Here is a 15,184-nt window from a genome sequence, read left to right as displayed (position 1 = left end):
TGGGTTCGGCGAATTGGCCGTTGACCTCAGATGTTAATGACCGCCGCGGGTCGCGGGGAAGTCAGGACCCGTCCATGCCTAACCTCCGTGCTATGAGCAATGGTGAGACATCACGGTTTGTGCGCCTTCATGTGGAACTGATCATGGAGGTCACCGACGCCCCGCAGCTGACCGGCGCGGCCCTCGATCACATCAACGGCGATCCGTCGCTGCCGGACGAGGAGCGCAGACAGTCCCAGGAGACGGTCAAGGAGGACCCGGCGGAGGCGCTGGCCCACCTGATCGACCCGTTCGACCTCGTCTCCTCGGTGCCGGGCACCGAACTGGCCCAGGCCTCGTGGAGCAGTGAGGAGCTGACCGACTACGACCCGGACGCCGAGTGGAACGCGGCGGAGTGGGATCTGGCGGACGACGCGGACGGGGAGGGCTGACCGCCGGCACCCCGCCCCGCCCCGCCCGACCGACCAGGGCCCCCGTACGGCTGCGCGCTGTACGGGGGCCCATGACATGGGAGGGCGACAGGTCCGACTTCGGAACGTGTGCACCTTGTGACCGATGTAAGGGCATAAGTGGCCTTCCCCACACTTCATGGAGGCATGGAACGGGCGAAACGGAAAAGGCGTTTATATGGCGTCGGCCGGAATGCCTGCGTCCAGATATGCCTGCGTTCAGTTGGCAGCTCGCTCGGGGAACGATGCGAAACCCGTAGTAATGGAGATGCGTGTGATGACGGACAGCCAGCGCCGGAAGGGGCTGATAGCCAGCGCCACGCTGCTCGGGGGCGTACTCACGCTTGCGGCGTGTGGCGGCAGCGCAACAGCTGACCAAGGCGGCGGCGGTGCTGACGGCACCCGGCACGAGAACACCCAGCAGGTGGACGAGGCGGCCGCGAAGGACGCCTCGCAAGCCAAGATCAAAATACTGCCGGAGGACGGCGCGACCGGTGCGGGTGTCAACAATGACGCCAAGGTCACGGTCAGTGCCGGAAAGCTCACCGGCGTCACCATGACCGCGGTCGAGTCCAAGCAGCAGGTCGGCGGAACCCTCTCCACCGACGGCACCTCCTGGAAGCCGGACAAGCCACTGGACCGCTCGACGAAGTACAAGGTCACCGCGCATGCGGAGGACTCTCACGGGCGCGCGGCGGTGGAGAACTCCAGTTTCACCACCGTCGCCCCGGAGAACAGCTTCGTCGGGAACTTCACGCCGGAGAACGGCTCGACCGTCGGCGTCGGTATGCCGGTGTCGATCAACTTCGACAAGCCGGTCAAGAACAAGGCGGCCGTCCAGTCCGCGATCAAGGTTGCCTCCAGCAGCAACCAGCAGATCGTCGGCCACTGGTTCGGTGACAAGCGGCTCGACTTCCGCCCCCAGGAGTACTGGAAGGCACACTCCAAGGTCACCCTGAAGCTCGGCCTCGACGGCGTCGAGGCGTCGCCGGGCGTCAAGGGCATCCAGAACAAGACCGTCAGCTTCAACGTCGGTCACTCGCAGGTCAGCACCGTCGACACCGCGGAACACGTGATGTACGTGGTGCGGGACGGCCAGCTCATCCAGACCATTCCGGTCTCGGCCGGCAGCGACGGCCATGCGACCTACAACGGCCAGATGGTCATCTCCGAGCGGTTCCAGCAGACCCGGATGGACGGCTCGACCGTCGGCTTCAAGAAGAAGGACGGCAAGGGCGAGTACGACATCCCCGATGTCCCGCACGCCCAGCGTCTGTCGGACTCCGGCACCTTCATCCACGGCAACTACTGGGGCAAGGGAGTCTTCGGCAAGGCCAACACCAGCCACGGCTGCATCGGCCTGGAGGACGCCAAGGGCGCCAAGGACCCGAAGACGGCCGGCGCCTGGTTCTTCAACAACTCGCAGATCGGCGACGTGGTGGACGTCGTCAACTCCCCTGACCAGACGGTCAAGCCGGACAACGGCCTGAACGGCTGGAACATGGACTGGTCACAGTGGGTGACCGGCAGTGCGGTGCCGGTGCAGTAACGCGGTACCGGTGCCGGTGCAGTGACGCCGCGGGTCAGGGCGGTAGCCCGCATGCCCGAGCATGTGTGACCGCGTATGACCTTGCGTGACTGCGCGGGTCGGCCGATGTGACGGCCGCCATGAATGACCGACGCCCGGTGGCGCCCCGATCAGGGTGCCACCGGGCGTCGTGGCTGTGTACGGCCCGGCAGCCGGCAGCCGACTGCCGACCGTCTCCGGGACGCGGGCCGGACCCGGACCACCGGGACGCGGGCCCCACGAAGCCCTCCGTACAGTGAGCGGGTGAGTGAGCGGGCGACTGAGCGCGGAAGCAAAGGGCGCGGGAGCAAGGCACGCGGAAGCGAGCGGCGCGGGGAGCGAGCGGCGCGGGAGCGAGCGGCGCGGGAGCGAGCGGCGCGGGAGCGAGCGGCGCGGGAGCGAGCGGCGCGGGAGCGAGCGGCGCGGCGGGCCGTCACCGGCCGACGCGGCCGCAGCCGGTGAGCTGGTCGGGCAGGTGCTCGGCAGCGTCCGCTACGCGCCGGACGGTGCGCAGGCCGAGGACGCCATCGAGGCGGGCGCCTCGATGCTGGCCGCAGCCGAGGCCGGCTGGGAGGCGGTGAGCGCGGCGGTAATCGCCGCCGCCGTGGCGGGTGTGCGGCAGTGCTGGGCAGGCGGCTGGCAGCCCGCCGATCTGGAGCGGATCGTCCGGCGTGACGCGCCCGACGCCTCCCTGGTGGCCGTGGTCGTCGATGCCGTCGCGGCCGACGCAACCCGGCCGCCGGGCGCACGGCCCGTCCGGGACCCCCGCTGGGCCGAGCAGCTGCGGCAGCTCGGTGCCGAGGTCTGGTGGGCCTCCGATGCCGGCTACCTCGACGCACTGGCCGAGCGCCGCCGGGCCTCCCGTTTCGAGACCGCGTACGACGTACTGGCGGCCCTGCGCGCGCTCGCCCGGCTGCCCCGCATCACCCCGCTGCCGGCTCCGCCGCCGTCCGGCCGGGGAGACGGCCCCGCCGGTGCCGCCGCCGCACGTGCGCTCGGACGGATCCGCGGGCTGCTCGCCAAGGCCGAGGCGACCGACTACGCCGAGGAGGCGGAGGCGCTGTCCGCCAAGGCGCAGGAGCTGATGGCCCGGCACAGCATCGACGAGGCGCTGCTCGACAGCGCCGCCGCGCCGGGCGGGCAGGCCGGCGGCCCCTCCGCGGTCCGCATCGGCATCGAGGGCCCCTACGAGCAGGCCAAGGCGCTGCTGCTCGACGCGGTGGCGGCCGCCAACCGCTGCCAGGCCGTCTGGGCCGCCGACGTCGGCTTCTCCACCCTCGTCGGCTTCGCGCCCGACCTGGAGGCGGCCGAGATGCTCTACACCTCGCTGCTGCTCCAGGCCACCGCCGCGATGCACCGCGCGGGCGACGACCACCATCGGGCTCTCCAGCAGCAGGGACAGGACCGCGCTGCCAGGGAACGAGGCGGAACCGCCACGCCCCGCGGCCGCTCCCGCCGCACCCGGGACTTCCGCCAGGCCTTCCTCGTCGCCTACGCCGACCGCATCCGCGACCGGCTCGGGGCGGCCACCGCGGCTGCCACGGCCGCCGCCACCGCCGAGTCCGCCGAAGCGGCCCCTGGCCTCCTCCCGGTCCTCGCCGCCCGTGAACTCGCCGTGGAACAGACCACCGGCGCCCTCTTCCCCGACACCGCCCCGGTCCGCCTGCGCGGCGTACGCGACGCGGACGGCTGGCATCAGGGCCGAGCGGCAGCGGACCGGGCACGACTGGGCGAGGGGGGCGGGGCCGGGGAGGGATGAGCCCGCGGCCGTGACCCACGCACGTGTTGCGCCGGCAACCTCTGCTGCGTCCAGCAACCCCTGTTACGCGCCGGCAACCCCTGTTACGTCGGCAGGGCTTGTTACGCCAGCAACCCGCGCTCCAGAGCCGTGATCACGGCCGCCGTGCGGTCCGACACCTCCAGCTTCTTGAACGCACGCAGGAGGTGGGTCTTCACCGTGGCCTCACCGATGAACAGCTCCCGGCCGATATCGGCATTGGTCAGTCCCTGGCTGACCAGCCGCAGGACCTCGCACTCCCGGGCGGACAGCGGCGTCGGCTCCACCGCCCGCGCCCGGAACAGCTTGGTGGCCAGCGACGGGGTCAGTACGGTCTCCCCGCCCGCCGCACCGTGGACGGCCTCGATCAGCTCGGCCCGGGAACTCCCCTTGAGGAGATAGCCGGCCGCACCCGCCTCCACGGCCCGCAGGATGTCGGAGTCGTCCTCGTAGGTGGTGACGATGACCACCTTGCTGCGCGGCGCCTGCCGCCGGATGTGCCCCGTGGCGGCGACCCCGTCCATCCCGCCCATCCGCAGATCGAGCAGTACGACGTCCGGCAACAGCCGGGTCGCCAGCGTCACGGCCTCCTCGCCGGAGCCCGCCTGCCCCACCACATCGATGCCCGGATCGGACTCCAGGATCGCGCACAGGCCCTCGCGTACGACGGGGTGATCGTCGGCGAGCAGCACCCGCACCGCGACCGTGTCCTCAACGCTCATCATCCGCCGCCTTCACCCCGTGCACCGGCTTCACCGTATGCACCGCCTTCACCGCCTTCACCCCAGGCGCCGCCTTCACCCGATGCCCCACCGTCGGTGGCGGCGCCGTCGTCCCGTCCGAGGCCTCGTCCATGGCCTCGCCCACCGTCCCGTCCACGGTCTCCTCCAAGGGCACCGTCACCTCGACGGTAGTGCCCGTCCCCGGCTCGCTCACCACGCTCAGCACCCCGCCGGTCTGCGCCACCCGCGCCGCCATGCCCCGCAGCCCGAAGCCCCCGCCGTCCCCCTGCCCCTGTCCCGCCGCACCGCGATCCTGTTCCCTCCCGGCCGCTCCCGACCCCGCTGCTGCTATCACTCCTGCTCCCGCTGTCACTCCCGACCCCGCCCCCGGCCCCGCCCCCGCCTTCGCATCGAACCCCTTGCCGTCATCGGCCACACGGAGCACGACCTGCCCCGCGCCGTACCGGAGCGTCAGCTCCACCGCGAGGGCATCGGCGTGCTTGCGCACATTCGCCCCGGCCTCCTGCGCGGCACGCAGCAGTACGACATTGACCGCCATCGGCAGCGGCCGCTCATCGCCCTCGACGGTGAACCGCACCTGCAGCCCGCTCTCCGCGGTCAGTCCGTCCGCCTGCCGCCGCAGCGCCTGCGCCAAGGAGCTCTCCCGCAGGGACGCCGGCGTCCGGTCGGCCACGAAGGCGCGCGCCTCGGCCAGGCTCTCCTTGGCCACCCGCCCGACCAGCGCGAGGTGCTTCCGGGCGAGGGCGGGAGCGCACTCCACCTCCGAATCCGCGGCCTGCACCAGGCTGATGATGCTGGTCAGGCTCTGCGCGAGGGTGTCATGGATCTCCCGTGCCAGCCGCTCGCGTTCGGCAAAGACTCCGGCCTGGTGCGACAGGCGGGCCACCTGCTCGCGGTTTTTCCGCAGCTCCTCGATCAGTTCGGCGTGCTCCTTGTTCTGCCGTACCACTCGCTTGATCCACAGCCCGAGGAGCACCGACAGCGCGATCCCGAGCAGCGAAGCCAGCAGCACGAACAGCACAACAGGTCCCGCAGTGCCGCCGCGCAGCCACAGCACGGTCACGGGGACGAGATTGCCGAGGACACCGGCCACCAGCGCGGGTCTGGTCGGCAGGCTCATCATCAGCATCGGGATGATGCCGAACAGGGCGAAGGAACTCATCAGATCGACGCCGGTGGCGACCCCGAACAGCACGAAGAGCCCGACGGGGAAGACGACGTTCCGCCGATCGCTCCCATGACGCAGCATCAACGGCCGCCCGATCCCCGCATACCAGGGCACGATCAGCGTCAGCGCGGCGAGGGCGATCAACCGACCGCCCTGCGGGACCCCGGAGTCCCCGGAGTCTCCGGAGCCCGCGGAGGCCCCGGACGTGAACACCAGTCCCGTGGTGACCAGATAGCAGATCACGAAGTAGCTGTCCCACAGCCCGAACCACCGCACCCGCGCCTCGGGCGCGCGCTGAGCCTCAGCCGTCACCGTGTCCCCCGGATACCACCGTGTCCCCTTGGATGTCACCGCGTCCCCCTGGATATGAGCGCCCCGCACCTGAGAGAGCGGGTGCGGCCGCGCGCCCAGTCCTATCACCCTCCCTCCCGGCGCCGCCCTGTCCACCGATCGGTGGACAGCCGAATCCACCAGTCGGTCGTTCCCCGCCGACCTCCCTTCCCCATAACGTCGTTGATGCACCCTCACGGACCCCGAAGAAGGCCCCGGACGAAACCCCGGACAAGGCCCAGGACGAAACCCCGGACAAGGCCCCGGACGAAACCCCGGACAAGGCCCAGGGCAAAACGCCGGAAAGGGACCAGGGCAAGGCGACCGACGCGAGAATCCGCCAACCTTCGGAATTCCCGGAAGGCGAAATCTCCGAACCGCGGCGCACCCACCGCGCAAGACAATCAGCAGCACCGAAGAAAGGCCCGGAGTTCCATGGACCACCTGAGTCAGTTCGCCACCGCACTCATCGCCAGTGCCACCATCCTCACCATCATCCTGGCGACTGACCTGGGGCGCCGCCGGGTCACCAACATGCGCATGCTGCGCTCCGTGATAGCGGTCGCCATCATCATTGCGCTCTTTGTGCACTCCCTTCCGACGTCCGGGAACGCGCCTTCGTTTCAGCTCATAGGCGGTGGCGTGGGTGTGATCTGCGGCCTGATCGCCGGCGTACTTCTCCCTGCCCACCGCGGCAGTGACGGCCAGATCTACACCACCGGAGGATTCGGTTACGCCCTGGTCTGGATCGTCCTTTCCACCGCCCGCGTCCTTTTCGCCTACGGTGCCGAGCACTGGTTCGCCGACGGCCTGATCCGCTTCAGCATCGAAAACCGGCTCAGCGGCCCCGACGTCTATGCCAATGCCTTTGTCTTCATGTCACTTGCCATGGTTCTCACGAGGACCGCGGTCCTCGTGACCAAGCGCCGCCGCCTCCGTCACGCGGCCGCCGATCAGGCGGCCGTGGAGCAGCCGGCGGCGGTCTGACGGCTCACCGTCCACCGGCCGAGGCCACCAGCCGACGCCACGGACCGGCGCCACGGACCGATGCCACGGACCGGCCCCACGGACCGGCGCCGCGAGGGAGGGGGAGAGGGAAGGACCGGGCCGATCGGGGGGCGGCCCGGCCCTCCTTCCCTTCCCCTCCCCTCCCCTCCCCGAGTCCTCCTGCGCTGTATGGCCGCCCGATTGAACGCACGCCTCCGGTCGCCCGTACAGATAGCGACGGCGCCGACCTCCCGAGTCCGGTCCGCCGCGCCACCACCGGGCCTCGCACGGAAGGACCTTCGGGTTGCCGCACTTCACGCGCTCTGACCAGCCGCCGCAGGAAAAGCAGGCGCCCCCGACCGGGGACCTGTCCCAAGACGGCCCCGACGGCCCCGACGGCTCCGACGGCCCCCCGGAACAGGCGCCGGCTGCCGTGGCCACGCCGGATATCGAGGCCACAGCAGCGGAGCAGAAGGCCGCCCCGGAACAAAGGGCCGCCCCGGAACAGAAGGCCGCCGCTGACAAGCCCACGGACCGCGACGCCACCCCGGACGAGCCCACGGACCGCGACGCCGCCGCTGACGAGCCCACGGCCCGCGACGCCACCCCGGGCGATTCCACGGCCCGCGACGCCACCCCGAAGGAGCCCACAACCCGCGCCGCTCTCCCCCCGGACCGCGGCTGGCGCGCCCGCCACCCGGCCGTGGCGCGGACAGCGGCATGGACCACCACCGCCCTGGCCGCCGCGCTGGTGCTCGCCACCCTCCTGCTGCCGAACGACCCCAACCGCCTCACCCCCACCGAATTCCTCCGCATACCGGTAGAGGGGATAGCCGGCGCCGCCCTGCTGCTCCTCCTGCCACGGAAGGCACGGCGGCCGGCCGCGGTGCTCGCGGGGGTCGTGCTCGGCCTGCTGACCCTCCTGGACCTCCTCGACATCGGCTTCATCGAGGTGCTGGGCCGGGGGTTCAACGTGGTGTTCGACTGGGTCCTGCTCGGCGACGGCGCCTCCTTCCTCCAGGACTCCATCGGCCGGACCGGCACGATCGGAGTCGAGATCGCGGCCGCACTGCTCGTCCTCGCCCTGCTCGTCCTCCCCGCACTGGCGGTCGTCCGGCTCAGCGACCTCATGGCCCGGCACGCCACCAGGGCGGCCGGCACCACCCTCGTCCTCGGTACCGCCTGGGTCCTCTCCGCGGCCCTCGGCCTGCAGATCGCCGGCGCGCCCCTCGCCTCCCGCAGCACCTCCGACCTCGTCCAGGCCCGCATGGACGGCGTGAGCGCGACCCTGAAGGACGAGCGGGCATTCGCCAAGGAAGCCGCGAGCGACCCCTATCACCACACACCGGGAAACCAGCTGCTGACCGCGCTGCGCGGCAAGGACGTCATCTTCACCTTCATCGAGAGCTACGGACGCAGCGCGGTCCAGGACAGGCTGATGGCCCCGGGCGTCGACGCCACGCTCGCCAAGGGGACCGAACGGCTGCGGGCGGCCGGCTACTCGGCCCGCAGCGGCTGGCTCACCTCGGCGACGTACGGCGGCAGCAGCTGGCTGGGCCACTCCACCTTCCTGTCCGGCCTGTGGATCGACAACCAGCAGCGCTACCGCACCGTCACCGCGGGCGATCACCTGACCCTCACCAGCGCCTTCAAGCGCACCGGCGCTTGGCGCACCGTCGGCATCATGCCGGGCGTCACCAAGAGCTGGCCGGAGGCCAAGTTCTACGGCCTCGACCACGTCTACGACTCCCGGGAACTCGGCTACAAGGGCCCCAAGTTCAGCTGGTCGACCATGCCCGACCAGTACAGCCTCTCGGCCTTCCAGCGCCTGGAGCACGGCCGGCCGCACGACAAGCCCCTGATGTCCGAGATCATCCTGACCTCCAGCCACAACCCCTGGGCGCCGCTCCCCAGGACGCTCCCCTGGAACAAGGTCGGCGACGGCTCCGTCTACCGCTCCATCGAGAAGGCCGGCAAGAACCCCGTCGACGTCTGGCAGCAGACCGACAAGGTGCGCACCGAGTACGGCAAGTCCATCCAGTACTCCCTGAACAGCCTCATCTCGTACGTCGAGAAGTACGGCAACAAGAACACCGTGCTGGTCTTCCTCGGCGACCACCAGCCCGTCGCCAAGGTCTCCGGCGACCACGCCAGCAGAGACGTCCCGGTCGCGATCGTCGCCCACGACCCCGACGTCCTGAAGCGCATCTCCGACTGGCACTGGACACCCAGCCTCAACCCCGGCCACAAAGCCCCGGTCTGGCGGATGGACACCTTCCGCAACCGCTTCCTGAAGGCCTACGGCTCACACCCCGGGCCGGGGGCACCCCGGTAGCCGCCGCGCGCTCACACGCGCTCGGTCACGGCATGCCGCTCCGCCGTCCGGGGCTCGCCGCGGACGGCGGAGCGGCATGACATGCGACTCCAGGCGCTGAGGAAGCCGCGGGAACCCGTCCCCGTCCCCGTCCCGCGGGCTAGGGCGAAGACGAAGGCGTACCCTCCGCCCGGCGACGAGCCTCGTCGACCACACCGCGAACCGCATCGATCACCAGCTGCGGCTGATTGTTGTGGATGTTGTGATCACTCCGCGTCCTGGTGACGTGCCGCGCACCGGGGAACTGCCGCGCAAGGTCCCGCTGCGAGGCGAGTTGAGCCCGCCAGAAGACCTGAGGGAAATCCTTCGGGGCGTCAGCCGGCAACCGGGTCCTGAACGCATCGGCGTCGAATTCGTCCCCGGTCAGCACCACCACCGGAACCCTCGGCACCGGCGGAGCGGCACGCACCTGCTCGAAGACAGTCGCCGGATTCTGTCGTTCGACGTCCTTCCACTGGGCGATGCGCTTCTTGTCGTCATTACGGATCGTCGCCAGAAATACGGCGAACTGCTCCGGTGTGAGCCGTGATTGCAGGAATTCCGACTCGGCGTCCACGAGAACGAGCCCGGCCACGTCATGCGGATATTCACCGGCGTAGATCCTGGCGATGGGCCCGCCCGCCGACCATCCCGCGAGCACATAAGGGCCGGGCACCTTCGCCGCTTTCAGCAACGCGTGCAGATCCGCGGCGTCACCGCGTGCCGTCGTGGGCTGCGCGACCTCCGACGACGTGGTGAGCGTCCCGCCCTCCCGCGCCGTTCCCGGCCGATCGTAGGAACAGACCCTGGTGAACCTTCCCACCCCGGGATATACCGCAGAACTGCTCGCCTTCATCTTGCCGCCGGAACCGGTCACATAACTCCAGGTATCCGCCCCGGCGATCAGCCCCGGAACAAGAAAAACCGTCGGAGACCCGCTGCCCCGGCACTCCAGATACATCTTGCGCCCGTGACCGATCTCGACCAACCGCCCAAAAGCCGTCGGGTCGTCCGGCGTCGCCCTGGCCGACCGCACATCACTCCTGGGCGGGCCACTGCAGGCCGCAACGGCCACCACCGGCACGACCAGCACGCCGACCCACCCGCGAATCGCCCTCCGCACGCCACGAACACCGCGGCGGACCATGCCAGATCGACTCATTCGCACTCCGTCGTCATGCCGCACAGGCCATCAGCGGAAATTCCGGCCAGGGAATCCGGTGGTATTCACGTAGTGCCCCAGGCAGTCAACGCGGCCCGGGGAGAAAACCGAAACCAGCGTCGACCGGGAAAGAGCACCATTGGCCGAGGAAAAGCACCACGGGGAAACGTACGTGATATGCCGGACGGGACGCCGACAACGCTGCATTCCTCGGCGAGTCTCTCCGGGCAATGGGCCGGGGCCCGGCAGCGCCCAAAGCCCCCGCAGATCTCCTGCTCCTCCCGGCTGAAGCTCTCCGACGGGCATCAGCCGCCGCCGGACGACTCCGTCCGGACGCATGGCTACGCCCCGCCGGGCAGCTCCGCCTCGATCAGATCGGCCGCGCGCCGGGTGCCGCCCTCCGCGTCCATCTCCCGCTGGATGGCCGCGAGACGGCGCCGCACCTCCGGGTCGTCGACGAGCGCGAGCACCGCCGCGCGGAGGGTGGCGGCGTCCGCCTCCTCCATCGGAACGTGCCGGGCGACACCGAGCCCCTGGAGCACGTCCGCATTGCCGAACTGGTCGACGGCCTGCGGGACGGCCACCATGGGTGTCGCGGTGGCCAGCCCCTCCTGGCTGCCACCCGCCCCGGCGTGCGTGATGAAGGCATCCGCCTTCTTCAGAATCGCCAACTGCGGCACCCAGTCGCGCACTTCCACATTCCCGGGGATCTCCCCGAGGTCGTCGGCGGTGACGTGCTTGCCCACCTGGAGCACGACATGCCAGCCCGGCAGGTCGCCGAACGCCTTGATGCACTCCCCGTAGAACCCGGGCTGCTTGGTGAACGACGAGCCGAGCGAGACCAGCAGCACCCGCTCGGCGTCCGCGGGCCGCTCCCAGTCGCCCTGTGCGGCCCGGTCGCCCTGGCAGGCGCCGACGAAGGAGTGCACCGTCTCGTCGACCCGGTCGGCGTTCGGCTGCAGTGCCCTCGGAATGAGCACGATCGAGCGGGCGGGGCGCCCGAGGAACGGGTCGGGGTGCTGAGTGATCCCGTTCCCGGCAAGCCAGTCGGTGAACTTCTCGTAGTACGCCCTGCCGCGCTCGGTCGCCTTGGCCTCCGCCCACATCGGCTCGGCGACCTCCTCCTCGTACCCCTCCCATGCGACGAGGTTCGGCGAGAGGGAGATCGCCGGCACACCCCAGCGGTGAGCGAGAACTCGCGCCGGGTACGCGGTGATGTCGTGCAGCACCAGATCCGGCTCATCCCCGTCGTAAGCCTCGATGAGCTGCGGCAACACCTGGATCGCGTCGTCCAGGAAGGGCTCGACGTTGTCGAGGAGCGTGGTCCCCCACGCCGACGGGTCGTCATCGGGCGACGGCAGCGTCGTCCGGTACAACACCGGCTCCGCACCGGTCTCGGCGACCTTCTCCTCAAGCAGACGCGGGATCGCATACGTGACGCGATGCCCACGCGCCACAAGCTCCCGCATCACTTCAAGACTCGGATTCACATGCCCATGCGCAGCGATGGAGAACATGGCGATATGCGCCCGTCCCCGGCAGTCCGGATTCGTCATGCCCACAAGCTAGACGAGACGTGCCGTATCGTTCAACGGATTTACGGATTACGGAGTACGGGATTTTGGGCTTACGGGTCGCGGCATCCGCGAGTTCAGCGGCGGCCCAGGCCCAGGCCCAGGCCCAGGCCCTGGCCTAGGTTCACGCCCTGGTCGGTCAACGAGCCTCCCGTGCTCCCGACTTGCGCAGGCCGCAACGGGGATCCGGACTCCGGGCTCCGGGCTCCGGGCTCCGGGCTCCGGGCTCCGGGCTCCGGGCTCCGGGATCCGGGATCCCGGGGCGCCCGCCCCACCCCGGTCCCGCAGTGCCCCATCGGTTTCTTGCCGAAGTGCTGCCGGTGCGTGGGCTCGCTTGCCCTGCTGAGGAAAGGGAACCTCCGCCGGGTGTCAGAGAAGCCTGGCGAGGGCGTCCGCGGAGGGGCTTCCGGGCACCGCCTGGTAGACGATGATCGCTTGCTGCTCGGCGCCTCCGACGGTGAGGGACTGCCGCCGCAGGGCGAGCTCCCCGACGACCGGATGCAGGAATCGTTTGAGCTCATCACGGGAAGGGCGTGCGTCATGCCGCGCCCACAGGTCGCGGAAGTCGTCGTCCGCCTGCAGTTCGGCGACCAGCCGCGTGGTCCGCGGGTCGCGTGGGTCGGCTTCGGCGCGCAGGGCCGCGGCGGTCTGGGCGGCGATCTCAGGCCAGTCCGGGAAGAGTCGACGGGCCCCGGGGGCGAGGAACATGTCCCGGGCCAGGTTGTGCCCGGGCTCGTACATCGGGGCGAGCGCGCGTGCCCACTTGTTCGCGGCCAGCACGTCGAATCGCCGGTTGCGCACGTACGCCGGAGTGCCTGCCCAGGTGTCGAGCAACTGGTGCACGTCCGGGGTGACTTCGGGCTCCGAAGGCCGTACGGGATCCGGGCCGGCCAGCGCGAACAGGTGCGCCGCGGCGTCGGCGTCCAGTTCCAGCGCCCGCGCGAGCGCCCGCAGTACCTGCGGTGACGGATGCTGATCGACGCCCTGTTCCAGCCGGGTCAGGTACGGCTCGCTGATACCGGCCAGCTGCGCCAGCTCGTTTCGGCGCAGCCCCGCGACCCGGCGCCTCCCGTAGGCGGGCAGGTCCGCGTGCGAGGGCGGAACCCGTCCCCGCCTGGCCTTGACGAACTCGCCCAGCGCATTGTCGGCCGCCATGGCCGAAGGGTAACCCTCCGGGGGTGCTGGCTGCAGTCCGGCGGAAGGCGCAGTGTCGAGGCATGGAAAAGACATGGTTCATCACCGGTGCATCCCGCGGCTTCGGCCGGATCTGGGCCGAAGCCGCCCTTTCCCGTGGCGACCGCGTCGCTGTCACGGCACGCCGCCCCGAATCCCTGAAACCCCTCGTCGACGCCTACGGGGGCCGCGTTCTCCCGCTCCCTGCGGACGTCACGGACCGGGCCGCCGTCACTGACGCCGTACAGCAGGCCGCCGAAACCTTCGGCCACCTCGATGTGGTCGTCAACAACGCGGGCTACGGCCTCTTCGGCATGGTCGAGGAGACCACCGAGGAGCAGGCCCGCGCCCAGCTCGACACCAACCTGTTCGGCCCGCTGTGGGTGACGCAGGCGGCCCTGCCCTTCCTGCGTGCGCGGGGGAGCGGGCACATCATGCAGGTGTCCAGCGTCGGCGGGCTCGCGGCCTTCCCGACCCTCGGGCTGTACAACGCCTCCAAGTGGGCGCTCGAGGGGATGAGCGAGGCGCTCGCCCAGGAGGTCGGCCCGCTCGGCATCCACGTCACCATCGTCGAACCCGGCCCCTTCGGCACCGACTGGTCCGGCTCCTCCGCGGTGCACACCGAACCCATCGCCGCGTACGAGCCGGTCCGTGCGGCACGCCGGGCCGGAGCAACTGCCCGCGCACCACAGGACCCGCAGGCCACCGCCGACATCATCCTCGAACTGGCCGACACCGACGAACCACCCCTGCGGCTCTTCCTCGGTACGTACCCCTACCCCGTCGTCGAAGCCGCCTACAAGCAGCGACTCGACCTCTGGAACGCGTGGCGCCCGCTCGCCGCCAGGGCGTGACCGCCGAAACGGACCAATGCTCGACGAGTACGACCAGTTTCGCCGTGTGAAAGGTACGGCTGATGTCTCTGGTCGCTTGCGACCTCGAGCGGTCCGTCCACCTGCGAGGTCGCGAGCTTGCTCGTTCACCCGGAGCGGAAGCGTCCCCAGCGCTCGCTGCAGGCAGCGCGTAGGTCATGAGCGACGGACGTTCCTATGGGCCACTACCGCTGCCCCAGCACGCAGAGCTGCTCGCGATCGAGACCGCGACCGAGACTCATTCCCCGGCCGACGCCACGCCCACCGGGCAGCTCACGCCCGTCCCGCCGATTCCGCAGTATCCCGCCGGGTTCTTGTCCAAGTACTGCTGGTGGTATCCCTCTGCCGGGTAGAAGGGGCGGGAGGCGTCGGCGGGGAGGATTTCGGTGGTGATGTCGGCGTGGCCGGAGTTGTGGAGGACGGTGCGGTAGGCGTCGCGGGAGGCTTCGGCGGCCTGTTGCTGGGCGGGGGAGTGGGTGTAGATGGCGGAGCGGTACTGGGTGCCGACGTCGTTGCCTTGGCGAAAGCCCTGAGTGGGGTCGTGGGACTCCCAGAAGAGCTTCAGCAGGGTGCCGTACGAGACGATCTTGGGGTCGAAGACGACGCGGACCGCCTCGGTGTGGCCGGTGTGGCCGCTGCAGACCTCTTCGTAGGTGGGGTTCGGGGTGTGGCCGCCCTGGTAGCCGACGAGGGTGGTCCAGACGCCCTCGGTCTGCCAGAACTTCCGCTCGGCGCCCCAGAAGCAGCCCAGGCCGAAGTCGGCGGTCTCCAGGCCTTCCGGGTACGGGCCGAGCAGCGGGTTGCCCAGGACGGTGTGCCGGTCGGGGACGGTGAAGGCCCGCTCGGGGCGCCCTTCGAGCGCTTCGTCAGGCGCGGGGAGGTGGGTCTTGAAGCGGGAGAAGAGCATGGGATCAGGCTCCTGGGCTGGGCGGGGAAGCGGCACACGGCGTTTCATGGGTGGTAACGCCTGGGGGGTGAGGGGTATTCCGGCTCGGGCGGTGGGCGCGGTGGCAGCCGTTCCGTCGGCCG

At 70.3% G+C, this 15,184-nt stretch carries 12 protein-coding genes; 6 read left to right on the top strand and 6 right to left on the bottom strand.

Annotated elements, in window-relative coordinates:
- Positions 1–92 precede the first annotated feature (92 nt).
- The 3 genes from D9V36_RS16600 (at position 93) to D9V36_RS16590 (ending at position 3,775) form a co-directional block, all read left to right on the top strand.
- Positions 93–431: a hypothetical protein gene (locus D9V36_RS16600; RefSeq protein ID WP_241720894.1), complete on the top strand. Its 339-nt coding sequence runs from the start codon at positions 93–95 to the stop codon at positions 429–431.
- Between the two features lie 295 nt (positions 432–726).
- On the top strand, positions 727–1,998 hold the full coding sequence (locus D9V36_RS16595) for a L,D-transpeptidase (protein WP_129294461.1): 1,272 nt from the start codon (positions 727–729) through the stop codon (positions 1,996–1,998).
- A 493-nt stretch (positions 1,999–2,491) separates the two neighbouring features.
- Complete coding sequence (locus D9V36_RS16590) at positions 2,492–3,775, top strand: DUF2786 domain-containing protein (protein WP_129294460.1); 1,284 nt, start codon at positions 2,492–2,494, stop codon at positions 3,773–3,775.
- A 101-nt stretch (positions 3,776–3,876) separates the two neighbouring features.
- On the opposite strand, the gene D9V36_RS16585 is transcribed toward D9V36_RS16590, so the two are convergent.
- Both D9V36_RS16585 and D9V36_RS16580 read right to left on the bottom strand, forming a co-directional pair.
- Positions 3,877–4,515 carry a response regulator gene (locus tag D9V36_RS16585; protein WP_431357676.1) on the bottom strand — a complete coding sequence of 213 codons (639 nt, stop codon included), beginning with the start codon at positions 4,513–4,515 and terminating at the stop codon, positions 3,877–3,879.
- On the bottom strand, positions 4,505–6,016 hold the full coding sequence (locus D9V36_RS16580) for a sensor histidine kinase (RefSeq protein ID WP_129294458.1): 1,512 nt from the start codon (positions 6,014–6,016) through the stop codon (positions 4,505–4,507). Before D9V36_RS16580 ends, D9V36_RS16585 begins: the two co-directional genes overlap by 11 nt.
- 453 nt (positions 6,017–6,469) lie before the next feature.
- Here D9V36_RS16580 and D9V36_RS16575 point away from each other — a divergent pair, with 453 nt between their 5' ends.
- On the top strand, positions 6,470–7,021 hold the full coding sequence (locus D9V36_RS16575) for a hypothetical protein (protein WP_129294457.1): 552 nt from the start codon (positions 6,470–6,472) through the stop codon (positions 7,019–7,021).
- 304 nt (positions 7,022–7,325) lie between these two features.
- Entirely contained in the window at positions 7,326–9,356 is a 2,031-nt protein-coding gene (locus D9V36_RS16570; protein WP_129294456.1) for a sulfatase, read from the top strand.
- Positions 9,357–9,495: 139 nt separating this feature from the next.
- Here the strand turns inward: D9V36_RS16570 and D9V36_RS16565 are convergent, their stop codons facing one another.
- The 3 genes from D9V36_RS16565 to D9V36_RS16555 all read right to left on the bottom strand — a co-directional run bounded on the left by D9V36_RS16565 (position 9,496) and on the right by D9V36_RS16555 (position 13,265).
- Positions 9,496–10,536 (bottom strand): alpha/beta fold hydrolase, encoded by a 1,041-nt coding sequence (locus D9V36_RS16565; RefSeq protein WP_129294455.1) that lies wholly within the window; start codon positions 10,534–10,536, stop codon positions 9,496–9,498.
- Positions 10,537–10,877: 341 nt separating this feature from the next.
- Positions 10,878–12,092, bottom strand: a complete 1,215-nt coding sequence (gene mgt / locus D9V36_RS16560; RefSeq protein ID WP_129294454.1) for a macrolide-inactivating glycosyltransferase — start codon at positions 12,090–12,092, stop codon at positions 10,878–10,880.
- Between the two features lie 387 nt (positions 12,093–12,479).
- The gene (locus D9V36_RS16555; protein WP_129294453.1) at positions 12,480–13,265 is read right to left on the bottom strand and encodes a helix-turn-helix domain-containing protein; all 786 of its coding nucleotides are present in this window, start codon (positions 13,263–13,265) and stop codon (positions 12,480–12,482) included.
- 62 nt (positions 13,266–13,327) lie between these two features.
- On the opposite strand from D9V36_RS16555, the gene D9V36_RS16550 reads away from it, so the two are divergent.
- Positions 13,328–14,137, top strand: a complete 810-nt coding sequence (locus tag D9V36_RS16550; protein WP_129294452.1) for an SDR family NAD(P)-dependent oxidoreductase — start codon at positions 13,328–13,330, stop codon at positions 14,135–14,137.
- Between the two features lie 256 nt (positions 14,138–14,393).
- Here the strand turns inward: D9V36_RS16550 and msrA are convergent, their stop codons facing one another.
- Positions 14,394–15,062 (bottom strand): peptide-methionine (S)-S-oxide reductase MsrA, encoded by a 669-nt coding sequence (msrA, locus tag D9V36_RS16545; RefSeq protein ID WP_129294451.1) that lies wholly within the window; start codon positions 15,060–15,062, stop codon positions 14,394–14,396.
- Positions 15,063–15,184: the final 122 nt, after the last annotated feature.

Origin of the sequence: Streptomyces lydicus, assembly GCF_004125265.1 — a bacterium.
In the GTDB taxonomy this organism is placed as follows: Bacteria; Actinomycetota; Actinomycetes; order Streptomycetales; family Streptomycetaceae; genus Streptomyces; species Streptomyces lydicus_C.
This window is presented reverse-complemented; position numbering and strand designations above follow the sequence as displayed.